This window comes from Agrobacterium sp. GD03872 (assembly GCF_029840625.1).
Lineage (GTDB): Bacteria > Pseudomonadota > Alphaproteobacteria > Rhizobiales > Rhizobiaceae > Agrobacterium > Agrobacterium fabrum_A.
In genome coordinates this window covers 300244-324077 of the sequence record NZ_JAOCCY010000001.1, presented here as the reverse complement: position 1 = coordinate 324077, position 23834 = coordinate 300244, and the positions used below count along the sequence as shown (strand labels likewise).

The 23834-nt window shown below is 61.4% G+C and carries 23 protein-coding genes and 1 tRNA gene; 4 read left to right on the top strand and 20 right to left on the bottom strand.

What is annotated here, in order from left to right:
• Position 1: 1 nt before the first annotated feature.
• The 6 genes from N5D22_RS01485 to paaN all read right to left on the bottom strand — a co-directional run bounded on the left by N5D22_RS01485 (position 2) and on the right by paaN (position 6235).
• Positions 2-703: an ABC transporter ATP-binding protein gene (locus tag N5D22_RS01485; RefSeq protein ID WP_279655767.1), complete on the bottom strand. Its 702-nt coding sequence runs from the start codon at positions 701-703 to the stop codon at positions 2-4.
• Positions 690-1475 (bottom strand): ABC transporter ATP-binding protein, encoded by a 786-nt coding sequence (locus N5D22_RS01480; protein ID WP_035227464.1) that lies wholly within the window; start codon positions 1473-1475, stop codon positions 690-692. Before N5D22_RS01480 ends, N5D22_RS01485 begins: the two co-directional genes overlap by 14 nt.
• Entirely contained in the window at positions 1472-2428 is a 957-nt protein-coding gene (locus N5D22_RS01475) for a branched-chain amino acid ABC transporter permease (RefSeq protein ID WP_279655766.1), read from the bottom strand. Before N5D22_RS01475 ends, N5D22_RS01480 begins: the two co-directional genes overlap by 4 nt.
• A 2-nt stretch (positions 2429-2430) precedes the next feature.
• Positions 2431-3303, bottom strand: coding sequence for a branched-chain amino acid ABC transporter permease (locus tag N5D22_RS01470; protein WP_279655765.1), 873 nt, complete (start codon positions 3301-3303; stop codon positions 2431-2433).
• A 73-nt stretch (positions 3304-3376) separates the two neighbouring features.
• Positions 3377-4525 carry an ABC transporter substrate-binding protein gene (locus tag N5D22_RS01465; RefSeq protein WP_279655764.1) on the bottom strand — a complete coding sequence of 383 codons (1149 nt, stop codon included), beginning with the start codon at positions 4523-4525 and terminating at the stop codon, positions 3377-3379.
• Between the two features lie 45 nt (positions 4526-4570).
• Positions 4571-6235 (bottom strand): phenylacetic acid degradation protein PaaN, encoded by a 1665-nt coding sequence (gene paaN, locus N5D22_RS01460; protein WP_279655763.1) that lies wholly within the window; start codon positions 6233-6235, stop codon positions 4571-4573.
• A 102-nt stretch (positions 6236-6337) separates the two neighbouring features.
• On the opposite strand from paaN, the gene paaG reads away from it, so the two are divergent.
• From paaG to N5D22_RS01440, 4 genes are all read left to right on the top strand, one after another.
• Positions 6338-7126 (top strand): 2-(1,2-epoxy-1,2-dihydrophenyl)acetyl-CoA isomerase PaaG, encoded by a 789-nt coding sequence (gene paaG, locus N5D22_RS01455; RefSeq protein WP_279655762.1) that lies wholly within the window; start codon positions 6338-6340, stop codon positions 7124-7126.
• Positions 7123-7563: a hydroxyphenylacetyl-CoA thioesterase PaaI gene (gene paaI / locus N5D22_RS01450; RefSeq protein WP_279655761.1), complete on the top strand. Its 441-nt coding sequence runs from the start codon at positions 7123-7125 to the stop codon at positions 7561-7563. Before paaG ends, paaI begins: the two co-directional genes overlap by 4 nt.
• 40 nt (positions 7564-7603) lie before the next feature.
• Positions 7604-8914 carry a phenylacetate--CoA ligase PaaK gene (paaK, locus tag N5D22_RS01445; RefSeq protein WP_279655760.1) on the top strand — a complete coding sequence of 437 codons (1311 nt, stop codon included), beginning with the start codon at positions 7604-7606 and terminating at the stop codon, positions 8912-8914.
• A 103-nt stretch (positions 8915-9017) separates the two neighbouring features.
• Positions 9018-9614, top strand: coding sequence for a TetR/AcrR family transcriptional regulator (locus N5D22_RS01440; protein WP_003498136.1), 597 nt, complete (start codon positions 9018-9020; stop codon positions 9612-9614).
• 117 nt (positions 9615-9731) lie between these two features.
• On the opposite strand, the gene paaZ is transcribed toward N5D22_RS01440, so the two are convergent.
• From paaZ to mnmA, 14 genes are all read right to left on the bottom strand, one after another.
• A complete protein-coding gene (gene paaZ, locus N5D22_RS01435; RefSeq protein ID WP_279655759.1) occupies positions 9732-11789 on the bottom strand; it encodes a phenylacetic acid degradation bifunctional protein PaaZ in 2058 nt (685 codons plus the stop codon).
• Between the two features lie 16 nt (positions 11790-11805).
• Positions 11806-12567 carry a Phenylacetic acid catabolic protein gene (locus N5D22_RS01430; protein WP_279655758.1) on the bottom strand — a complete coding sequence of 254 codons (762 nt, stop codon included), beginning with the start codon at positions 12565-12567 and terminating at the stop codon, positions 11806-11808.
• Positions 12568-12584: 17 nt separating this feature from the next.
• On the bottom strand, positions 12585-13661 hold the full coding sequence (gene paaE, locus N5D22_RS01425; protein WP_142171674.1) for a 1,2-phenylacetyl-CoA epoxidase subunit PaaE: 1077 nt from the start codon (positions 13659-13661) through the stop codon (positions 12585-12587).
• A 26-nt stretch (positions 13662-13687) separates the two neighbouring features.
• Positions 13688-14212: a 1,2-phenylacetyl-CoA epoxidase subunit PaaD gene (paaD, locus tag N5D22_RS01420; RefSeq protein ID WP_279655858.1), complete on the bottom strand. Its 525-nt coding sequence runs from the start codon at positions 14210-14212 to the stop codon at positions 13688-13690.
• Positions 14213-14224: 12 nt separating this feature from the next.
• A complete protein-coding gene (gene paaC, locus N5D22_RS01415; RefSeq protein WP_279655757.1) occupies positions 14225-15007 on the bottom strand; it encodes a 1,2-phenylacetyl-CoA epoxidase subunit PaaC in 783 nt (260 codons plus the stop codon).
• Positions 15007-15291 carry a 1,2-phenylacetyl-CoA epoxidase subunit PaaB gene (gene paaB / locus N5D22_RS01410; RefSeq protein ID WP_003498121.1) on the bottom strand — a complete coding sequence of 95 codons (285 nt, stop codon included), beginning with the start codon at positions 15289-15291 and terminating at the stop codon, positions 15007-15009. The genes paaC and paaB overlap by 1 nt, the downstream gene beginning before the upstream one ends.
• 100 nt (positions 15292-15391) lie before the next feature.
• Complete coding sequence (paaA, locus tag N5D22_RS01405) at positions 15392-16396, bottom strand: 1,2-phenylacetyl-CoA epoxidase subunit PaaA (RefSeq protein ID WP_279655756.1); 1005 nt, start codon at positions 16394-16396, stop codon at positions 15392-15394.
• A 24-nt stretch (positions 16397-16420) separates the two neighbouring features.
• Positions 16421-17626 (bottom strand): 3-oxoadipyl-CoA thiolase, encoded by a 1206-nt coding sequence (gene pcaF, locus N5D22_RS01400; RefSeq protein WP_279655755.1) that lies wholly within the window; start codon positions 17624-17626, stop codon positions 16421-16423.
• Positions 17627-17787: 161 nt separating this feature from the next.
• Positions 17788-18657, bottom strand: coding sequence for a PaaX family transcriptional regulator C-terminal domain-containing protein (locus tag N5D22_RS01395; protein ID WP_279655754.1), 870 nt, complete (start codon positions 18655-18657; stop codon positions 17788-17790).
• Between the two features lie 155 nt (positions 18658-18812).
• Positions 18813-19196, bottom strand: coding sequence for a hypothetical protein (locus N5D22_RS01390; RefSeq protein WP_279655753.1), 384 nt, complete (start codon positions 19194-19196; stop codon positions 18813-18815).
• 92 nt (positions 19197-19288) lie between these two features.
• Positions 19289-20212, bottom strand: a complete 924-nt coding sequence (locus tag N5D22_RS01385; RefSeq protein WP_279655752.1) for a helix-turn-helix transcriptional regulator — start codon at positions 20210-20212, stop codon at positions 19289-19291.
• A gap of 803 nt (positions 20213-21015) precedes the next feature.
• Positions 21016-22041, bottom strand: coding sequence for a hypothetical protein (locus tag N5D22_RS01380; protein ID WP_279655751.1), 1026 nt, complete (start codon positions 22039-22041; stop codon positions 21016-21018).
• 291 nt (positions 22042-22332) lie between these two features.
• Positions 22333-22409 (bottom strand) — tRNA-Met (locus N5D22_RS01375).
• Positions 22410-22545: 136 nt separating this feature from the next.
• On the bottom strand, positions 22546-23742 hold the full coding sequence (mnmA, locus tag N5D22_RS01370) for a tRNA 2-thiouridine(34) synthase MnmA (protein WP_279655750.1): 1197 nt from the start codon (positions 23740-23742) through the stop codon (positions 22546-22548).
• Between the last annotated feature and the right edge of the window lie 92 nt (positions 23743-23834).

Sequence of the window (23834 nt, the reverse complement as noted above, 5' to 3'; positions counted from 1 at the left end):
CTCATATTCCCAGGTAAGCGGCGCGGATGCGTTCGTCCGCAATCAGGTCTGCGGCAGGGCCGGACATGGTTATGCGCCCGGTCTCCATGACATAACCGCGATCGGCGACGGACAGCGCGCCAAAAGCGTTCTGCTCGACAAGAAGCACGGTGACGCCGAGCGCCTTCATGCTCTTCACCACGTCGAAGATTTGCGCGACGAGGATGGGGGCGAGGCCCATGCTCGGCTCGTCCAGAAGCAGGCAGGAGGGGCGTGCCATCAGCGCCCGGGCAATCGCCAGCATCTGCTGCTGGCCACCGGAAAGGCCGCCCGCCGCAAGGTTCCGCTTCTCCCTGAGGATCGGAAACATCACGAAGGCATCCTGCATGTCGCGCTCCACCTTGTCGTCGGCGAAGAGATAGGCGCCGAGCCGAAGATTTTCCTCCACCGTGAGATTGGTGAATATCTGGCGGCCTTCCGGCGATTGGGCGAGGCCGCGCTTCACGCGGGAATACGCCGGAACAGCCGTTAATGCCTCGCCGCGGAACATGATGGAACCTGCCGAGACCGGCTGGGTGCCGGAGAGGCACTTCAAAAGCGTCGTCTTGCCGGCGCCATTCGCGCCGACCACGGTGACAATCTCGCCGGAAGCCACATCGAGATCGATGCCGTGCAGCACCTCGATGCGGCCATAACGGGAGCGCAGCCCCTCAACCGTCAGCATTCTGGACCTCCGCCGCCTGGGTGCCGAGATAGGCTTCGATGACACGCGGATCGCGCGAAATCGCCGCCGGTTCGCCCTCGGCGATCTTTTCGCCATGGTCGAGCACGACGATGTGGTTGGAAATGCGCATGACCATCTTCATGTCGTGCTCCACCAGCAGGATCGACACGCCCTCGGCCGCGACCTGTGCGATAAGGTGATCAATCTCCTCCGTCTCGACGGCGTTGCAGCCGGCGGCGGGTTCATCGAGCAGCAGCGCGCGGGGTTTCAGCGCCAGCGCGCGGGCGATCTCCAGGCGTTTCAACGCGCCATAGGAGAGCGAGCCCGCCTCCTGTTCGGCGGCCCGGCCGAGACCGACCCGGTCGAGCAGGGCCCGCGCACTTTCCTCCGACGCCCGGCTGCGGCGACGCGTGGCAGGCAGCGAGAAGAGATCGGCGAAGACCGAACCGCGCTCATGCAGATGATGGCCGACAATGGCGTTTTCGAGCACGCTCATCGACTGGAATATCTGCAGATTCTGAAAGGTGCGCGACAGGCCGCGGCGGGCGAGCAGGTGCGGTGACATGCGGGTGACGTCCTCGCCATCCAGCAGAACGCGGCCCCGCGTCGGGGCATAGACGCCGGAGATCATGTTGAAGAGGGTCGTCTTGCCGGCGCCGTTCGGGCCGATGACGGAGACGATCTCACCGGGTTTCAGGGAAAAGCCGACATCCTGGACGGCGCGCAATCCGCCGAAATCGATGCCGAGACCCTCGATCTGAAGCAGGCTCATTCTCCCCTCCCTCTGAGACGGCGCGCGATGGACGGCAGCAGGCCCTCGCGCATGAAGATCATCACCAGCATCATCACAAGGCCGAGCATGAGCTGTTCATATTCCTGAAAGATCGTCAGCACCTGCGGCAGCGTGGTGAGGATCGCGGCCCCCAGAATGGCGCCCGGCACCGAACCGGCCCCGCCGAGCACCGTCATGGTCACCATTTCGATGGAATGCATGAAGCCCGCGACATCAGGCGTGATGAACTTGTTCTGCAGCGCCAGCAGCGAGCCCGAAACCGAGGCATAGACCGCCGAGATGACGAAGGCGACCAGCTTATGGTGCGCAACATCGACGCCAACCGTGCGGGCGGCGACTTCCGAGCCATGCAATGCGCGCAGCGCCCGCCCGGTCGGGCTATGGTAGAGATTGAGCGCCAGCCAGGCGCCGATCACCAGTACGACGCCGGAAAAGGCATACCAGAACTCGGTGTTGGACAGGTCGATGCCGATTGCCTTCAGCATGGCGCGCAGCCCCAGTTCCGGCACCGCCATGCCATCCGGCCCGCCGGTCAATCTGGCCTCGTTCGAGAGAACCATCGAAACAAGGATGCCGAAGCCGAGGCTGGCGACGGCAAGATAATAGCCCTTGAGGCGCAGGATCGGCCGACCGACGAGATAGGCGATGGCTGCGGAGACAAGTGCGCCGAGGACGGCGGCAAGCGCCGGATGCAGACCGAGATGGACAGGCGCAAGCGCACAGGCATAAGCGCCGATGCCGGCAAAGCCCGCATGGCCGAGGCTGATCTGGCCGGCATAACCGATGAGGATGACGAGGCCCGTCACCGCAAGACCGTTGACGAAAATCAGCGAGCCGACACGGAAATAATAGGATGACGGAAAGAAAACCGGCGCAATCGCGATGACTGCTGCGAGGATGAGTAGCGTGGTTGCCTTGTTCGATAACCGCATTGTCACACCCGATCCGTCGACTTGTGGCCAAACAGCCCCTGCGGCATGGCGAAAAGCACGGCGAGGATGATGATGAAGGCGGCCGCATCCTTATATTGCGAGCTGATATAACCGGCCGTCATTGCTTCCAGAATACCGAGCAGCAGGCCGCCGACCAGTGCGCCCTTCGGGTTGCCCATGCCGCCCAGCATGGCTGCGGCAAAACCTTTCAGCGCCAGCGCAAGGCCGACATCATAGCCCGTCAGCGTAATCGGCGTCACCAGCACGCCGGCCAGCGCCCCGATGGCGGCGGACATGGCGAAGGAGAGCGTCATCACATAATTTGTATTGATGCCGACGAGCTGCGCGGCGACGCGGTTATTGGCGGTCGCCAGCACCGCACGGCCGATAAGCGTGCGGGTGAAGAACAGCCAGAGACAGAAGAAGACGGCCAGCGCGCCGGCAATGACCCACAGGCTCTGGGGCAGAATGGTCGCACCGCCGATGGCAATCGGCTGGTCGCCGGAAAAGGCTGGAAAACGGTGAAGCTGCTTGTCGAAGACGAGCTGCGTCGCGCCACGGATGAAAATGGACGCTCCGATGGTGATGATGATCAGCGAAACGACCGGCGCGCCGCGCGCCGGCTCTATCGCCAGCTTGTTGAGGGCGACGCCAATCGCCGCCGTCACCACGATGGCGATGAGCGCGGCCAGCGGCAGCGGCACGCCTGCGGCATGCGCGAAGAACATGATCATGCCGCCCAGCATGACGAACTCGCCCTGGGCGAAGTTCACGACGTCGGAGGCGTTGTAGATGATCGTGAAACCGAGAGCGACCAGCGCATAAACGGCGCCGACCGTTATCCCGGACAGAAGGAATTGCAGCAGTTCGGGCATGGAGGCCTCCGCTTGGCGCGACGGTTCCCGCCGGTCAGCGCCCGTGATGGCGCGGACCGGCGGCACGGTCCGGTTATTCGACGATTTTCCAACCGCCGTTTTCGATCTTCAGCATGCGAAAGGCTGAAAGATCGAGGCCAAGGTGATCCGTTGCCGACATCGTCACCGTACCGGTCGTACCGACAAGACCCGATGTGCCTTCAATGGCATCACGGATTGCCGAAGGCTCGGCGCTGCCAGCCCGCTTGATCGCATCAACGAGAATGCGGAGGGCGTCATGAGCATAGCCACCGAAGGTCGAGACCGGCTTTCCGGTCGCCTTCTCGTAGGCTTGCTTGTAGGCGACGACCACGGCGCGCTGCGGGTCGTTTTCCGGAAGCAGCCCGGCGACGAGCAGCGCCGTGCCTGGCAGGCGCACACCTTCCGCAGCCTGCGCACCGGCAAGCTCGATAAAACCGTCCGAGGCGACTCCGTGCGACTGGTAGAGCGGCAGGCCGACGGCAAGCTGCGCATAATTGCGCGTGACGATTGCCGGGCCCTGGCCGAAGCCCGGGTTGAGCACGGCCTGAATGCCATTCTTGCCCTTGATGTTGGTCAGCTGCGGCGTCATGTCGGCATCGGTCGGGCCATAGGTCTCGTCGGCCAGAACCTCGATGCCATATTCGCCGATGATCGCCAGGCACTGCTTGCGCATCGACGCGCCAAAGCCATCCGAGCCGGAGATCAGGCCGATCTTGGCGATGCCGGCCTTCTTCATGTCCTCGAAAATCTTGGCGCAGGCCATGCGGTCCGTATGCGGTGTCTTGAAGACGAAGGGCTTGACCGGATCGATGATTTCGATTGCGCCGGCAAGCGAGATGAACGGCACTTCGGCATCAGAAAGGACCGGTATGACGGCCATGGATGTGCCGGTCGTGGTGCCGCCAATCACCGCAACGACTTCATCGTCCTCGACGAGACGGGTCGCAAAGGTGCGGGCTTTGTTCGGGTCGCCGCCATCGTCGTAGATGACAAGCTCAAGCTTTTCGCCATTGACGCCGCCCGCCGCATTGATCTCTTCCACGAGCATCTTCAGCGTCTTGGCTTCCGGGTCGCCCAGAAACGATGCGGGGCCGGTTTCGGAAACGGTGGCGCCGATCTTGATGTCGGCCAAGGCGGGCGCGGCGAAGCCGAGGGCAAAGGCCAGCGAACCTGCGAGCGCAGTCGTCGTCACAAATTTCATGTTGATTTCTCCTCCCAAAGAAAAAAGTTTAAGTCGAAATTCCTCTCACGCCGCCACAGGGCGGCGCCACATCACCACGCGGAACCGGTTTGCAACAAAAGCCGCATCCGTCAGGCTGGCATTGCCCGCAGGGTTGGCACCGGTAACGTGGAAATCGCTGAAAGCGGCGCTCTGGTTGACATAGATGCCGCCGGTCAGATTGACCGAAAGATTGACGCCCGCGGCAGCGAAACGGTCGGCTGCGCCGAGAATTCGTGCCTCGTCTGTTTCGTAGAGTGCGGCCGTAATCGCCCCCTTGCGCTCGGCAAGTTCGGCGGCCCGGTCGACGCCCTCGGTTACGTCATCGACAGCAACGACGAAGGCAATCGGGCCGAAGCGCTCTTCACCATAAGCGTCCTTATCGGCCGCATCGACGGCAAGGATCAGAGGTGTTGCGGTGCGCGCCTCCTCAAGTCCCTCGACCGGCATGGACTCGCGCAAGACGCGGCCGACCGACCGGGCCGCCGCAATGCGGGCAAGCGTATCGGGATTGGCGATCGCTCCGCAGATACCGGCGGCACGCGCCGGGTCAGCAAGCAGGGCATCGACGGCAGCGGCGATACCGGAGGCGATCTCTTCAAAGCTCTTGTGACCCTCATTCGTTTCGATGCCGCCGCGCGGCACGAAAATATTCTGTGGCGCCGTGCACATCTGGCCGGAATAGAGCGACAGCGAAAAGGCGATGTTGCCGCACATGCCGGCGAAATTGTCGGTGGCGCCGATCACGATGGAATTGACGCCGGCCTCTTCGGTATAGACATCGGCGCTGCCGGCGTTTTCCCGCACCCAGCTGCCGAAACTGTTCGAACCGGTATAGTCGATGATAGCGATGGCGGGATGCCGCACGAGATCCTTTGTAATCTCGGCACCGGGCGCATCGGCGGCGAGCAGCACGATGTCGGCCGCAAACCCCTCTTCCACCAGCACCTGACGGGCTATCTCGACGGTGATGGCGAGCGGGAGGATCGCGGCCGGGTGCGGCTTGACGATGACCGTATTGCCGGTGGCAAGGCTGGCGAAAAGGCCGGGATAGCTGTTCCAGGTGGGAAACGTGTTGCAGCCGATGACCAGTGAAATACCGCGCGGAAAAATGCGCCAGTGTTTTTCCATGACGATCGGCTCGCCCCTGCCCTGCGGCTTCGTCCAGATCGCCTGCAAAGGCGTGCGGCTCATCTCGGCATAGGCATAAGCGACCGCCTCAAGACCACGATCCTGGGCATGCGGGCCGCCGGCCTGAAAGGCCATGGCAAAAGCCTGGCCCGTCGTATGCATGACGGCATTCGCCATCTCGAAGCTTCTGGCATTCAGTCGCGCCAGTATTTCGAGACAGATGCCGGTGCGCACCTCCGGCGATGCGGATGCCCATTGCAGCGCGGCGGCGCGCGACGCCGAAATCAGCAGATCGGCGGATGCGGCGGGATAGGTAATGCCGAGCGCCGGGCCGAAGGGAGAGATTTCCACGCCGACAGGACTTTTATCTGCCGGGTGTCCGGGCAGGTGGAACGGCTGCGCGAGGCGCGCCTTGTAAGAGGCTAGACCATCATCCTTGGCGGTTTCGCCATAAATCTTGCCGCTTGGAACTTCCGGATAGGCAGACCAGTAATCGCGCTTGGCCGCAGCATCGGTCGCCGCTTGCAGCGTCGTATGATGGCGCTCGAATAGTCCGGTCATGTCTGGCTCCTCCCAGTCTGCCGTTTTATAATTGACTGACCGGCCGGTCTATGCAAGAACTTTTTTTACAGTCGCCGCTGGGAAGGGCGACAGGGAGGAAACATGTCGGATTCAGACACTATTCTGTCTGCGTTTGCCGATGGCGTTCTCAGCCTGACGCTGAACCGCCCGGACAGGCTCAATGCCTTCAACGAAGAAATGCATCTTGCCCTGCGCGCCGGTTTCGAGCGCGCCCATGCAGATGCGGATATTCGCGCCGTGCTGTTGACCGGCGCAGGCCGCGGTTTCTGCGCCGGCCAGGACCTTGGCGATCGCGACCCGAAGAAGGGCGTGCCGGACCTCGGCCAAACCATCGAGACCTTCTACAATCCGCTGCTGCGCCTGATCCGCAGCCTGGAAAAACCGGTCGTCTGCGCTGTGAACGGCGTTGCCGCCGGCGCTGGCGCCAATATCGCCTTTGCCTGCGACATCACCCTTGCCGCCCGCTCGGCCCGCTTCATCCAGGCCTTCGCCAAGATCGGCCTCGTGCCGGATTCCGGCGGCACCTGGAGCCTGCCGCGCCTGATCGGCGAGGCCCGCGCCAAGGCGCTCACGCTCACCGCAGAACCGCTTGCAGCCGAAACCGCCGCCGACTGGGGCCTGATCTGGCGCGCCGTCGATGACGACAAGTTGCTGGAGGAGGCATCCGCGCTCGCCACACGCCTCGCCGCAGGTCCGACCAAAGGGCTTGGCATGACGAAACGGGCCATACAGGCGGCTGCGACGAACTCGCTGGATCAGCAGCTCGACCTCGAACGCGACCTGCAGCGCGAGGCCGGGCGCAGCGCCGATTATGCCGAAGGCGTTGCCGCCTTCCTCGAAAAGCGCAAACCGGAGTTCAAAGGCAAATGAGCGCCGCCAGCCTTTCCCCGCAAGCGCTGGCCGAAGCCTGCGCCAAAGCCATGTGGGACGATGACAACGCCACCCGCCATCTTGGTATGGAGCTTCTTGCGGTCGCGCCCGGCGAGGCGACGATCACGATGACGATTGCTGAAACCATGACGAATGGCCACGGCACCTGCCATGGCGGTTACATCTTCACACTGGCGGATTCGGCCTTCGCCTTTGCCTGCAACACCTATAACCAGCGCACCGTCGCCCAGCACTGTTCGGTGACCTATATCGCGCCGGCCTTCAAGGGCGACCGGCTGACGGCGACGGCACGGGAGGTGTCACGCCGCGGACGGGGCGGAATTTACGATATCCGCATCACCAATCAGGAGGGCGAGCACGTCGCGGAATTCCGCGGCCACTCGCGAACAGTCAAGGGTACCCATCTGCCGGAATAAAGCCGACGCCGGTACCATCGCATTCTCGGAGGAGATTTTAATGGAAGACCTTTCCCCCCGCCCCGGCGACCTCGACACGATCGAGACGGCGTCGCGTGACGAGATTTCCGCGCTGCAGCTTGAGCGCATGAAGTGGTCGCTGACCCACGCCTACGAGAATTCCCCCTTTTACCGCCAGCGCTTCGATGAGGTGGGCGTTCACCCCTCCGACCTGAAGACATTGGCGGACCTCGCGAAATTCCCCTTCACCACCAAGAAGGACCTGCGCGATACCTATCCGTTTGGCATGTTCGCCGTGCCGCGCGAAAAGCTCGCCCGCATCCACGCCTCCTCCGGCACCACCGGCAAGCCGACCGTCGTTGGCTACACCGCAAAGGACATCGATACCTGGGCAAGCGTCGTCGCCCGTTCGATCCGCGCCTCGGGCGGCCGCGCCGGCGATATCGTCCATGTTGCCTATGGTTATGGCCTGTTCACCGGCGGTCTCGGCGCGCATTACGGCGCGGAGAAACTCGGCTGCACGGTCGTGCCGATTTCCGGCGGCATGACGGAACGCCAGGTAACCCTGATGCAGGATTTCAAGCCACGCATCATCATGGTCACGCCTTCCTATATGCTCTCCATCCTCGACGAGTTCCGCCGCCACGGCATCGACCCGCGCGAAAGCTCTCTCGCCGTCGGCATTTTCGGCGCAGAGCCATGGACCAATTCGATGCGGCAGGAGATCGAGCAGGCTTTCGACATGCATGCCGTCGATATCTACGGTCTTTCGGAAGTGATGGGGCCTGGTGTCGCCAATGAGTGTGTCGAGACAAAGGACGGCCTGCACATCTGGGAGGATCATTTCTATCCGGAAATCATCGATCCGGTGACGGGTGACGTGTTGCCGGATGGCGAACTTGGCGAACTGGTCTTCACGACACTGACCAAGGAAGGCCTGCCGATCGTGCGCTACCGCACGCGGGACCTGACGCGGCTGCTCCCCGGTACGGCGCGGTCCATGCGCCGCATGGAAAAGATAACCGGGCGGTCCGACGACATGATGATCCTGCGCGGCGTTAATGTTTTCCCGACACAGATCGAGGAACAGATCCTGAAATGTCGCGGCCTTGCCCCTCATTTCCAGATCGAGCTCAGCCGTTCGGGCCGTATGGACAACATGACGGTTCACGTCGAATGTACGCTGGAAGCGGCCGATGAGGGCGCACGCACCGGATCTGCGAAAGAGCTTGCCCACCACATCAAGAGCGTGGTTGGCGTTTCCACGAAGATTACGGTGCATGAGCCCGGAGGCGTGGCGCGCTCGGAAGGCAAGGCGAAGCGGGTGGTGGACAACCGCCCGAAAGAATGAATGAAGGAAAAGCCGGAATAGTCCGGCACCGGGTATATTGGTAAAGGGAGGAGCGGCAGCCTCCCGCAGCAATCACCCGGGAATGAGCAGAAGCAGGAAGACCATGGCACGGACGCGGGCAGTTGATTTCGAGGAAAAACAGCGGGGCATTCTGACGAGTGCCGCGGCGGTGTTTGCCGAGGTGGGCATGGAAAAGGCCTCCATGTCGATGATCGCCTCGCACAGCAATGTCTCCAAGGCCCTGCTTTATCACTATTATCCCGGCAAGGACGCGTTGATCTTCGACATCGTCCGCACGCACCTGACGGAGCTGGACGGCGCGATTGAAGCGGCGGATCGCAGCGATGTTGCGCCGCAGGAGCGGTTGCGCCTTCTCGTGAAGGCCGTGATGAAGAACTACGAAGGCCGCGATAACGAACACAAGGTGCAGCTCAACGGCACCAGTGCGCTGTCGCAGGAGCAGCTTGCGGAACTGCAAGCGATCGAAAGACGGATCGTCAAGCGCTTCTCCGGCGTGATACAGCAGGTCAACCCCGACCTTAACCGGGACCGGCCGCTACTGATGCCAGTGACCATGTCGCTCTTCGGCATGATGAACTGGGTCTATATGTGGTTCAGGCCGAACGGCCCGGTCACGCGCGACGAATATGCGGATATAGCAACCACGCTCATCCTCGAAGGCGTCAAGGCCGTGCGCTGACACGCACCATCGCTCTTTTCGAGAACGAACGACTCAAGACGCCCTTCCCCACATCTCCCTGATCCGACGGGCCCGATCTCGCACTCAAGATCAGGCCTCCTCGGCGTGCCCGAAGGTTCAGCTTCTCGTTTTCGCTACCATGGTCAGAACGTCATACTGGGCGACGGCAACGTCGTTCTGGTTGGTGACCTTGCAGTCCCAGCGCACCTCACCGTGCTCGGCATCGACGCGCGGATTGATTTCCTTGCAGGTCAGCTGCACCTGCAACGTGTCCCCCGGATTGACCGGCGTGAGGAAGCGCAGATTGTCGACCCCGTAGTTGGCAAGCACCGGGCCCGGTGCCGGATCGACGAAAAGGCCTGCCGCGAAGGAAACGATCAGGTAACCGTGGGCAACGCGTCCTTCGAAGAACGGATTGGCCCTGGCCGCTTCCTCGTCCATATGCGCGTAGAACGTATCGCCGGTAAAATTGGCGAAATGTTCGATATCCTCCAGCGTCACCCGACGGGTGGTGGTGACCAGCTGATCGCCGATGCGAAGCTCCGCCAGCGACTTGCGGAAGGGATGTTCACCGTCCGTCTGTGTCTGCGCACCGGCAACCCAGCGGCCGGTGACCGCTGACAGAAGAGTCGGCGAGCCCTGTATGGCAGTGCGCTGCATGTAATGTTTGACGCCGCGCATGCCGCCAAGCTCCTCACCGCCACCGGCGCGGCCGGGACCGCCATGGACGAGGCCGGGCAACGGCGAGCCATGGCCGGTCGAGGATTTGGCGCTGACGCGGTTGCCGATCAGCACCCGGCCATGGAACGGCGCCATGCCAAGCACGACCTCTTCCGCAAAGGCCGGATCATTGGTGAAGACCGAGGCGACGAGACTGCCCTTGCCACGACGCGCGAGATCAACGGCCTCATCGGCGCTGTCATAGGGCATGACGGTGCTGACCGGGCCGAAAGCCTCAACGTCATGCACGGCCTTCGCCTCCCATGGCCGGTCGCAATAAAGCAGCACCGGATTGAGAAAGGCGCCGGCCTCGGCATTACCGGAAACGATGCGCGGCATATCGGGATCACCGGCGACGATTTCCGCATCGCCGAGCAGATCGCGGATGCGGGCGCGCACTTCGTCGCGCTGGTCGAGGCTGGCGAGCGGGCCCATGCGGACGTTTTCGTCCGTGGGATTGCCAAGCACCGTCTTGCCCAGCCGGTCGCCCAAGGCCGCGACCAGCGCATCGCAATGGGCGCGCGGCGCGATGACACGGCGGATGGCCGTGCATTTCTGCCCGGCTTTCGACGTCATTTCGCGGGCGACTTCCTTGACGAAGAGATCGAATTCCTCGGTTCCGGGCCCGGCATCGATGCCGAGCACGGAAGCGTTCAGGCTATCGGCTTCCATGGTGAAGCGGACGGAATTGCCGATAACGGCAGGATGGCTCTTTAGTTTACGGCCGGTGGAGGCCGAGCCGGTGAAGGTGACGACGTCCTGACCCCCGACATGATCGAGCAGATCGCCGACCGAGCCAGCAATAAGCTGCACCGCGCCTTCCGGCAGAAGCCCTGTCTCAATCATCCGGCGCACCATCAGTTCCGTCAGATAGGCCGTCTGGCTAGCGGGTTTGACGATTGCCGGCATGCCGGCAAGCAGCGTCGGGGCAAGTTTTTCCAGCATGCCCCAGCAGGGAAAATTGAAGGCGTTGATGTGTACCGCCACGCCTTGAAGCGGGCTTAGAATATGCTGGGCGGAAAAAGTGCCGTCCTTCGACAAAGCCTCGGCATCGCCATCCAGCAGCACGCGGGTGTTCGGCAGTTCGCGCCGGCCCTTGGAGGCGTAGGAAAGCAACGTGCCGATGCCGCCGTCAATATCGACCCAGCTGTCGGCACGGGTCGCACCGGTGGCGGCCGAAAGCGCGTAAAACTCTTCCTTGCGGTCCATCAACGCAAGACCGAGCGCCTTCAGCATCGCGGCCCGTTCATGGAAGGACATGCGACGCAACGCCGGACCGGCCTTTTCCCGACCATAGGCAAGGGTGCTGGCAAAATCGATGCCGCTCGAATCGATGAAGGCGACGGGCGCACCGGTCGAGGCGTCAAGAAGCGGAACCCCTTCCCTGGCTCCCGTAGTCCAGCTGCCGCAGACATAGCTTTCGAGCCGGCGAGGCCGGGACGCCAGAACGTTCATAGTCGTTTCCTTCCTGTCAGATCAGTTTCAGCGCAGACAATTGCGCTTCGACGTCCGCCTGCCATTCGGCAAGGAGTGTTTCATTGGGAGTATGGCGAAGGCCGAACCGCGACAGCGTGCCGAAACGCGCTGAGCCGGAAAGCCCGAAGCTCGCGGCAACCCGCGGCCGCCAATAGGTGATGGAGGCCATGGCCGTATCACGTTCGGCCGGATTTGCCGCGATGCGCTCAAGACCGGCGATGCCAAGTTCGAGATGGCGCGCCTCGCGCGGCAGGATGCGGCGGAAAACCTCGGCCAGCGGCTGGTAGGAGACATGTGAAAGCTCGCGCAGCTGGATGACCCCCGCCTTGCCCATCAGCACATTCATGACGACGGCGTCGACCCAGCCTTCAAGCGGATAATGGAAGACCGAAAGACGCATGTCGCCTTTCTGGCGGGCAGCCCCGATATCGGCATCGCGGGGAAGGCGCTCGGCCCAGGGATGGTGGACGGCGTAGCGGCCGCCATCGGCGCCGAAGCTTTCCATCACCTTCAGGATCTGGCCGGCATGATCGGTCTTTTCGAGCACGATGCGGGCGGCGGAGATACGCTCCTGAATACCCGGCGCGTCGTTGATGATATCGGCAAAACCGGCGGAACCCGCCAGTTCGCTGTCGACGAAGCTTGCCATCAGGCGCAGCAATTCGCCGCGATAGCGCGCCGGCACGTTGTCCGGCGAGGTGAGAACGCCGCCCTGCGTGAGATAGTCTTCGATCGGCATCGTTTCGGTGTGGGTCATGCGGTCGTCCTCCGCTCTTACTGGTCGTAGCTGACGACGACCTTGTCGCTCAGCGGGTAGCACTGGCAGGTCAGCACATAGCCCTGCCGCACCTCGTAATCCTCAAGCGCGTGGTTCACCTCCATCTCCGTCTCGCCCTCGATGACCTTGGCGCGACAGGTGGAGCAGACGCCGGCCTTGCAGGCATAGGGCGCGTCGATATTGTTTTCGAGCGCGGCGTCGAGCAGGCTCTGGCCCTGTTTGGGCATGTTGAAGATGCGGGTGGCGCCATCGAGCGTCACCGTTGCCTGACAGCTGGCATTCGCATCCGTGCCATGGGCATTCTGTGCCCTCGCCCGTGCGCGGCCTGGCTGCGAAGAGGCGAAAAGCTCGAACTTGATCTGGTCGTCACGCAGTCCATGCTCGCGCAGCGCGCCTGCAATCGCCAGCATCATCGGCTCGGGACCGCAGATGAAGGCTGTCGTCACCGAGGTCAGGTCGATCCAGCTCTTGAACAGCGCCGCACATTTTTCCGCATTGACGCGGCCGGTGAAGAGGTCGATGTCCTGCGCCTCGCTTTCGAGCACATGCAGGACGGAAAAACGGCCGAGATAGCTGTTCTTCAGGTCTTCCAGTTCCTCACGGAACATGATCGAGGAAATCTGGCGGTTGGCATAGACAAGCGTGAAGCTGGAGCGCGGCTCGCGCTTCAGCGTCGTCTTGATGATCGACAGGACGGGCGTAATGCCGCTGCCGCCGGCAAAGCCGAGATAGTGCTTGGACACTTCAGGTTCGATATCGGTGAAGAAGGCCCCCATCGGCGGCATGGCTTCCAGCGTATCGCCGGCTTTCAGCCCCTCATTGGCCCAGCTGGAGAAGCAGCCGCCATCCACCCGCTTGATGCCGACGCGCAACACGCCCTCATCGCGGCCCGCGCAGATCGAATAGGAGCGGCGCAATTCCTCACCATCGAACTTGCGGCGGAAGGTCAGGTACTGGCCCTGGGTGAAATCGAAAGCGGCGCGGTCTTCCTCGGAGGGAACCAGCGTCACGACAACAGCATCGCGGGTTTCGCGGCGCACTTCAGTAACATTCAGGGAATGGAAACGTGCCATGGGCGGCCCTCATCCTTTGCGTCAGGTCAGATGCACTTGAAATAATCGAAGGGTTCTAGGCAGTCGGTGCAGCGATAGCTGGCCTTGCATGGCGTCGAGCCGAACTGGCTGATCTTTTCGGTATTGGCCGACCCGCAGCGCGGACAGGCGATCGTCAGGTTGGAGCGGCCCGAAAGCCGGTCGATGCGCTTCACCAGCACACCGTCGGCGGCGGTTCCGTCAATCGGCGGCGCGATACCGTAGGCCCTGAGCTTCTCGCGGCCTTCCGCGCTGATCCAGTCGGTCGTCCAGGCGGGCGAAAGCTGGCGCTTCAGCCTGACCTTTTCGATACCCCGCTCGTTCAGCGCACGCTCGATATCGAGGTTGATAATCGTCGTTGCCGGACAGCCGGAATAGGTCGGCGTGACGGTCACGACCAGCGCCTCTTCTTCCCAGGCGACATCTCTGATAATGCCGAGATCGACCAGCGATATGACAGGAATTTCCGGGTCCGGAACGTCCGCAAGCCAGGTCCAGACCTGCCGCGCAGAAGGGTGATGCTCGGCCGCCATCATCGACGCCTCCTACCAGGTCCCGCCGGGATAGGCGCGTTGCAGGAACTGCAGATCGGAGAGAATGAAGCCGAGATGTTCGGTGTGGATGCCGCGCTTGCCACCCTTCTGCATATAACCATCGGCCGGCGTCTTCAGCGTCGCCTCTTCCAGCGTCTCGGCCACGAGTTCATCCCAGGATGCCTTCAGCGATGCGGGCTCCGGCGCCACGCCGGCGGCGGCAACGGCCGTATCCGCGGCGTCGCCGAGGAACAACTCGCCGGTAAAGGGCCAGAGATCGTCGAGTGCCGCCTGCATGCGGCGATGGCTCTCCACCGTGCCATCGCCAAGTCTGATCACCAGATCGCGGCTGCGATCGAGATGATAGGACACTTCCTTCAAGGATTTTTCGGCGATTTCGGCGATGCGATGGTCGCTGGAGCTTTTGAGCCACTTCAACAGAACGTAGTGCCACGCATCGAACAGGAACTGCCGCATCAACGTCTTGCCGAAATCGCCGTTCGGGCGCTCGACAAGCAGCACGTTGCGGAAATCCAGCCCGTCACGCAGATAGGCGAGATCGTCGGCGGAACGCCCCTTCCCCTCCACTTCGCCGGCAAGGCCGAGCCAGAGCTGCGTCTGGCCGATCAGGTCGAGCGCGGTGTTGGAAAGCGCGATATCCTCTTCGAGCGCCGGCGAGTGACCACACCATTCCGAAACGCGATGACCGAGAATGAGGGTATTGTCGCCCATCCGCAGCAGGAACTCGAAAAGGGCGGCATTGTCGACGGTGGCAGTCTCTTGAGCCGCGCCCATCACATATGCCCCACTTCTTCCGGCACGTCGAAGAAGGTCGGATGACGGTAGACCTTGGAATTGGACGGCTCGAACAGCGGTCCCTTTTCCGACGGCGCACTGGCGGTGATGTCGCTGGAGCGGACCACCCAGATGCTGACACCTTCGTTGCGGCGGGTATAGACGTCGCGGGCATTGTTGACGGCCATTTCCGCATCCGGCGCATGCAGGCTGCCGACGTGACGGTGATTGAGGCCGTGCTGGCCGCGGATGAAGACCTCCCAGAGGGGCCATTCGCTGGACATGATTTCTCTCCCTTATTCGCGCTCGTCAGCGGCGGGCCGCGGTGAGAGCGTATTGAATGCGATTGGGACCAAGGGACCGCAAGCGCGATCCGGAACACACCTATTCGGCGGCGATGCGGGCGGCCTGCCGGCGCGACTGCACTTTTTCGGCATGGGCGACGAGACCGTCACGGAACCACTCGCCATCGTCCCAGGCCTTTTTGCGGGCATTGAGACGCTCGGCATTGCAGGGGCCATTGCCGGCGATCACCGCGAAGAATTCGCTCCAGTCCGGCTCACCGAAATCGTAACCGCCCTTTGCCTCGTTCCACTTAAGGTCCGGGTCGGGAACGGTCAGGCCGAGATAGGTTGCCTGCGGCACTGTCTGATCGACAAATTTCTGGCGCAGCTCGTCGTTCGAATTCTGCTTGATCTTCCACGCCATCGACTGGGCCGAATGCACGGAGGCGTCGTCGGAAGGACCAAACATCATCAGCGACGGCCACCACCAGCGGTTCAGCGCATCCTGAACCAGCGCCTTCTGCGCCGGAGTGCCCTTCACCATTTTCATCAGAATGTCGAAACCCTGACGCTGATGGAAGCTCTCTTCCTTGCAGATGCGAACCATCGCGCGGGCATAAGGCCCGTAGGAACAGCGCTGCAGCGGCACCTGGTTCATGATCGCCGCGCCATCGACCAGCCAGCCGACTGCGCCGATATCGGCCCAGCTCAGCGTCGGGTAATTGAAGATCGAGGAATATTTGGCCTTGCCGGAATGCAGCTGCTCGTACATTTCGTCGCGGCTGATACCGAGGGTTTCGGCGGCGCAATAGAGATAGAGACCGTGACCGGCTTCGTCCTGCACCTTGGCCAGCAGGATCGCCTTGCGCTCCAGTGTCGGTGCGCGGGTGATCCAGTTGCCTTCCGGCAGCTGGCCGACGATTTCGGAATGGGCATGCTGGCTGATCTGGCGCACCAGCGTCTTGCGGTAACCTTCCGGCATCCATTCCTTCGGTTCGATCTTCTGGCCGGCGTCGATGCGCTCCTGGAAGGCGCGCTCGACCGGGTCCATTTCATCGAGGCTGCGGACGTGGGCGGCGTCGGTTTTCACCATCTGTGCATACATGGCCATTCCTCCTGTTTTGTCGCGTCAGACACGTTCGAGAATGAGTGCGATGCCCTGGCCGACGCCGATGCACATCGTACACAGCGCATAGCGGCCGCCCTGACGATGAAGCTGGTAGGCGGCGGTGGTGACGAGACGGGCGCCGCTCATACCGAGCGGATGGCCCATGGCAATCGCGCCACCATTCGGGTTCACATGCGCCGCATCGTCGGGCAGACCGAGGTCACGCAACGTCGCGAGCGCCTGCGAGGCAAAGGCCTCGTTCAGTTCGATGACATCCATCTGGCCGATGGACAGTTTAGCACGTTCTAGCACACGGCGCGCGGCAGGCGCAGGACCAATGCCCATAATGCGGGGCTCGACGCCGGCGGCGGCCATGACCACGATGCGGGCCTTCGGCGTCAGGCCCTGTGCCTCGGCCGTCATCTCGCTCGCGATCAACAGCGCGGCAGCGCCATCATTGACGCCGGAAGCATTGCCGGCGGTGACGGAAAGGTCCGGTCCGTTGACCCCCTTGAGTTTGGCCAGCTGCTCGGCCGTCGTTCCGGGTCGCGGATGCTCGTCCCGATCAACGATGATCGGATCGCCCTTCTTCTGCGGCACGGAAACGGGGGCTATCTCATCGGCAAAGACACCGGCCTCGTATGCTGCGGCCCACCGCGCCTGGCTGCGCGCCGCAAAAGCATCCTGATCCTCACGACTAATCCCGAAATCGGCGGCGACATTGTCGGCGGTTTCCGGCATGGAATCGACGCCAAAAGCCTTTTTCATCTTCGGATTGATAAAGCGCCATCCGATTGTCGTGTCGTATACGGCATTGGCACGCGAAAAGGCGCTCTCGGCCTTGGGCATGACAAATGGGGCACGGCTCATGCTTTCGGTGCCGCCGGCAATGACGAAATCGCAGTCGCCGGCACGAATGGCCCGGGCGGCCATGCCAACGGCATCCATGCCGGAGCCGCAGAGGCGGTTTACGGTCGTGCCGGGAACGGACACCGGCATGCCGGAAAGGAGTGCCGCCATGCGCGCAACATTGCGATTGTCCTCACCGGCCTGATTGGCGCATCCATAAATCAGGTCATCGACCCTCGACCAATCGACCTGCGGATTACGCGCCATCAGTGCCGCGAGCGGAACGGCGGCGAGATCATCGGCACGCACGGACGCCAACAGACCGCCATATCGTCCAATCGGAGTGCGAACTGCATCGCAGATAAACGCTTCAGGCACGAATTCCTCCTCGTCCTCCTCAGCTCGGCAGGCAATTAGCCGACCGATCGGTTAGTTAATACCATTGCTTATGTCACAGTTCAACACGTTTTTTGTCAATTATTGTGACATTTGAAATTCTGCGGTTTCGTCCGGCCGTTCGCGCTCGCAGGAAGAGGAACTCACATAATGGCGAGAAGCTGGTTTATCCGGCGCCTGGTAGCACCCGTTTCGGCCGGCAGAGGTCCATCCACCGTCAGGAATCTCCGCGCGATGAAGTCATCCGCCGCTCCCGACAGACGAACATAAAGGTCGGCGAAAAGGCGCCGAACTTCGGCATGCGGCCAATCATCGGGTAGCGCGGATGCCGGAAGCCGCGGGTCGTGCAGGACAATCATCCGGTATTCATGCACAAGAAGAAGGCGCGCGGCCAGATGTTCGATCGGGCTGAGCTTTGCTCCCCCGTTGAGCGCCTCGGAAAATTTGCCGTAGCGTTCAAGGAACTCCCGATAAGCCGTGTCATAGCTCGGCAGATCCCAGTGCTCAGCCGCCAGCTGCTTGAGACCGGAGCCGGCACCGGCAGCCTCGGCATTGAAGACGACTGCTCCCGCCGACAGGGGTGGCAGTGGCCGCGCACCAATCGACAGGCGGGAACCCAGCCGGGTGTAACCAGCCTGCTCCAAAATCCGCGCATCGGCCTCGAAGGCAGCCCCCCCGAGGTAAACAAAACGCCAGACGGGCTGATCGGCAGTTCCGAAAAGCAGACGCGCCGCCGCCGCGAAATCGGTCTGGGCCGCCGCGGTGAGACGGTAATAACTGCGACGCCCCTGCCGCTCGCCGATCAACTGGCCGGCGGAAACCAGCCTGGACGCAGCCGTACGCACCAAAGTCTCACTGATGCCGACTTCCGCGCAGGTTTCGATCAGATTGCCGACCCAGATCGCGCCACCCCTCGGCTCGACGACATCCCCGTAAATCGTGACGATGAAGCTCGCAGCTCTGAGCGACGCATTACTCAGGAGAAGGCCTAGCGACATGTCCTCGTGATCCACCTTTTATGCGGGCTCTCCCCTGTCTAGGATGAATCAGACGAAAAGCGGCGCTGTCACCCACTTCCATGCATGACATCGCCGGATAAGGCAACTCGCATACCCGCAGCGGCTTTTCCAAATGCTCGCTGTCGGACCGCAAATTCAAGATTTCTCCGTCACGTCTTGCGCCTTGCCAAGGCGTTTTTGCCGACTGCCGCAGCGGCCTCTTCGTCCCTGACGAAATGGAAATCCACTCCCAGCGCCTTCGCGACCCCCTGCGCGGCCAGCCGGAAGGGCATCGACGTCGGAACATCTCCTTCTATGAGGATTGCCGCCACACAGAATTCGCGAAAACGTCCCTTGTTCTGTTTGAAAAACTGGGCGCGCGCCTTCCTCATCTCGTGTGGTTCGTGCGTTTCGTCATGACTGTGCTGTTCGGAAATCAAAACGAACTGACGGCCTTCGGCAAGGAGTGCCGCAAGTTCGGCCGCGGCATCACCATCGGGATTTTCGGTTTCCCTGATGAAAACCAGCGGAAACCGGCTTTGATCGATCTGCATGGAATGTCCCTTGAATAAAACAAAAGGAATTGATGCCCTTTTGCACCCGTGAACAGCGCACGAGAAAACGCCAGATGTCTCGGCCGGTCGCCTTATGGCGATTTACCCTGCCGCCTGGCGGCTGACTGGAAATCAACAATATCCGCCTTGGCGGGCGCAACCGCGCCCGCGGGACCATCGACTTCGCTGTCGGGTTGCCGCATCTTCGGGACTTCCCGGTCAAGGCCGCCCACCGCCCCCTCCGAAAAATAACGGGCCGGCGTCCTTCCAAGCATCCGCCGGAACATCGCTATGAAAGCGCTAGGGCTTTCATAACCGAGGTCGAACGCGATATTCGTGACGGACTGCCCGGAGGCCAGGCGCTGGAGCGCCAGGCCGATATGCAGCTGTTGCCGCCAGCGGACAAAGGACATGCCCGTCTCCTTCTGGAACAGCCGCGTCAGCGTGCGGTTGCTGGCGCCGACGCGCGCACCCCATTCCTCGATCGTGAATCGCACGGACGGGTCGTCGATCAAGCCTTCGGCGAGCCGCCGCAGACGGCGGTCCGTGGGCATGGGCAGATGCAGAGGCTCGAGCGGCGCCGCCTGCAACTCGTCGAGCAGCACAGAGATAAGCCGCTCTTCACGCGTATCTCCTTGCGGATAGAGCAGCGGCGCAGAAATAAACCGCAGCAGAAGCTCCCGCAGTAAAGGTTGCACGAACAGGATACCGCACTCGTGACGAATGGGACCCGCGAGCGTCGGTTCTATGTAGAGGCTACCGATAACGATCCGTCCCGACGTTCGCGCAACATGCGCCACGCCGCCCGGTATCCAGATCGCGCAATGGGGCGGCACGGTCCACATGCCGCCCGAGGCCTCCACGATGATCACGCCGCTGATGACATAGAGCAGCTGCGCCTTGCGGTGCAGGTGCGGTTCCGCTTCGCGAAGAGACGCAAGTTCGATTGTCAGGCCAACGACGGATCGCGGCACCTCGTCGGGGTCTTCCAGGTCCGGAGTGCTCGAAATAGTCACTGATCCGCCTCCAACATGCGCCATCCAATCAAAGATATGGCGGCAAGCTTAATGCATCCGCTGCGGAGCGTTCGCGCCAGCATGCCAGAAAGTATCGAGATGCGGCCATTTTCTTGCAAGAGCCCTTGATTGGAAGATCAGGAAGGCCGTTTCAGGCGTGAGGCCCCTAACCTCGGTTCCCCTCTGAATTGCCCGCCACAAGCAGGCATTTTTTGAAGCGACGCCGCGCAAAATAATTCGGTCAGGGGCGGAACGGCGCTCGGCGCCGGGCGTTTTCCCGTATTGATCAACGCCGGGGGGACAACCCATGTTCACAGATCGAAGAACTTTCCTGATAGCCGCATTCGCTGCCCTGACGGTGCCGGGCGCCTCTTTCGCCGCAGATATGAGCATTCATGGTCGGGAGCAGGCACCACAGCAGAGAGCCAAATATCAATCGCGCCCCGCCGAAATCGGAATGCGCTGCGCCGACAATATCGTATCCTATCGCCCCCCTTATGAACGACGCACGGAAGTGGTTACGATCTGCCATCCGCCAATAAACTGGCGAACGGGCCCCTCAACAGCAACAATATGGTCGCCTTGATCTTGCCATAATTCATTCAATGTGCTTTTGTGCAGCCGCCCTTGTGGGAGGGGGTAGAGGTTGAGACCCGCTGGCTGTATTTTGGCAGTAAGCGGGTTTCCCTTTTTTGGGGCGAAACTTATAGGCACGTACCATCGGATCTGTCGTTTTGCAGTCCTGGAAGATGCTCCGGTATTGCGATTATCCTGTAGTCACCTTGATAGCAGAAATTCTTGGCCTAGCTGTCAAGGATCGACTGCGCAGTCTGACGTTCCATGATCGTCTCGTACTTCTTTGCGATTATGGTGCAGTGCTTCGAAACCGCCTGAATTTCAGTTTCTTTCGTACCCTCAAGTATAGCTTTTGCGATCCGCTTATTCAAAGCCTTCCCGAGTTCCGACAGGTCGCCCGCATTACCTCCATTTAGGATAACCATATAGACCAAGCCCTCACCAATTTTCCGGGAATAAGCCTGATCGGTGTATTGCATGTAAAATGCCGCGCAGGTGAGCACTTCATTCTGCTCGTCTATCGAAAATGCGAGACTACTTGCAGGAGTGGCATGTGATGCCTTGCCGGGAACATCGGGCGAAACGTTCCCGGTCTTGTTGCCCTCAGACGCTTCCGTCATTGAGGTTCGATTTTCTCCCTGGGACGCCTGAGCCTTTGCGGCATCGAGCGCGGCCAATTCCTTCGCCCGCACGAAATCTCGTTCTTTGGCGGCTTCTTCAATCCTGATGCGCTCTACAACAGCTCTCTCATTCTCCGTCCGAGCTACAAGTATTTTCCGCTCTTGCTCTTTTAGCGCAATTTCCGCATCCAATTTCTGGCGTGCAACGCGCTCCTCTTTGAGAACCGCTTCCGCTTGCGCATCTTTACGATCCAATGCCGCCTTGAATTCCTGCACATGCGCAATTTGACGCGCACAATCGGCCTCCATCGCGCGTATCGTCGATCGGATATAGACCGGATCATTCCACATTGCCGTTTGGAATTCTTCTCTCGCACCTGCGATCTCAGCGGGGAGAGATCGATTGTCAGCCAGACGCATTATGCGGGAAAGCTCAGTGAAGCTCGCCTCCACCGCAGCCTTCGACGCTGTAAAACCGTCGACATAACTAGCGTAAGAATTTGCCGCTTCGAATTTGCCCACGCAGGAGGCGACATTGCGCATGATACCATGCCCATCCGCCTGTTCCGCCGCAAAAGCTGGCAACGACGCGGCCAAGGAAAGACCGACTAAAAACTTGTAAACTCGCCGCATAATATACCCCCGATTGTGCGAAGGAATTTGCCGCTTGCGAATTAATATTTTGGCGGGCGAAGAAGGAAAACGAAATCTAAATTCTCCCGCATCACCTTATTGAAGGCCCGACGGCAGATCGGGTTACCGTCAACAACACTGGAATAAATCGCGATTTCTGACGCATTTCATGCCGCGTAGATCATGCCGTCAACGGAACCCAAGGAAATTCACCAAAATACCTGCAACAGGAAATCCGACGAAAAAGCGATCTAACCGTATGCTAAGTCGCTGATGTATGGAGGAAATTTTTGGTAGCGGGAGAGGGACTTGAACCCCCGACACGCGGATTATGATTCCGCTGCTCTAACCACCTGAGCTACCCCGCCACAGGGGAAACGTGACAGTCTTGTGACTGGCTCGCTCCATCAGGATGAGCGGCTTATAAGGTGCCGCTCCCCAAAGTGTCAAGCGCAAGATGCGCAAAAAATTCGCTTTCCGCATCGCTGCAAAAAGCGAATGGTTTCAGGCGGCAACCGGCTTTTCCAGAAGCGCCTTCAGCGAAGCCTCGGCCTCCGCCGAGCGTTCCGAACGGTCGATGAAGCCACCGCCGTAAACGCGGGCATCCGCACCCGGTGCGGAATAAAGCACGCAGGCCTGCCCCGGCGCGACGCCCGCTTCTCCCGTCATCAGATCCACATAGATACCGTTTTCGTCGGCATGCAGCATCGCTTCCGTCGGCGGGCGGGTGGAGCGCACCTTGGCGAAACAGGCAAATCCCTGCCCGGCATCGCTTGCCAACGCGCCATCGCCCAGCCAGTTCATGTCACGCAGATAGACCCGGCGGGTTTCCAGTGCCTCGCGCGGGCCAACGATGACCCGGCGGCCGCGTGCATCGAGATGCACGACATAAAGCGGCTCCCCGGTCGCGACACCAATGCCGCGACGCTGGCCGATCGTATAATGCACAATGCCATCGTGGCGGCCGAGCACGCGGCCGTCGAGATGGACGATATCGCCCGCCAATGCCGCATTCGGCTTCAGCTTGTTGATGATATCGGTATATTTGCCCTGCGGCACAAAACAGATGTCCTGGCTGTCGGCCTTCTTGGCGACGACAAGCCCCATGTCCTCCGCCAGCGCCCGCGTTTCGGCCTTGGAGAGGCCGCCAAGCGGAAAACGCAGATAATCGATCTGTTCCTGCGTCGTGGCGAACAGGAACCAGCTCTGGTCACGGTCGCTGTCGATCGGCCGATAGAGCGCGCGCCGCCCCGGCTGGCCGGAAACGGGATTGGGACGCGAGCGGATGTAATGGCCGGTCGCCAGTGCATCGGCGCCAAGCTCCTGCGCCGTGGCGAGCAGATCGGCGAATTTTACCGTCTGGTTGCAGGCCACGCAGGGGATCGGCGTTTCGCCCATCGCATAGGCTTCGGCAAAGGGGTTGATGACGGTTTCGCGGAACCGCGCTTCGTAATCCAGCACATAGTGGGGAATGCCGAGCGTTTCGCAGACCCGGCGCGCATCGTCGATATCCTGTCCCGCGCAACAGGAACCGGCGCGGTGCACGGCCGCACCGTGGTCGTAAAGCTGCAGCGTAATGCCAAGGACATCATAGCCCTCGCGCTTGAGGATACCGGCCACCACGGAAGAATCGACGCCACCGGACATGGCGACAACGATCCGGGTATCTTCCGGCCTCTTGTCAAAATCGAGCGTATTCACGTTTTTTCCCATCGTCAGTCATAACGGGGGTAAAGGCCCCGCCGCCTGTCGGTCATCCGCCGCGAGAAACCCTGACCATCAATCGGGCCGTC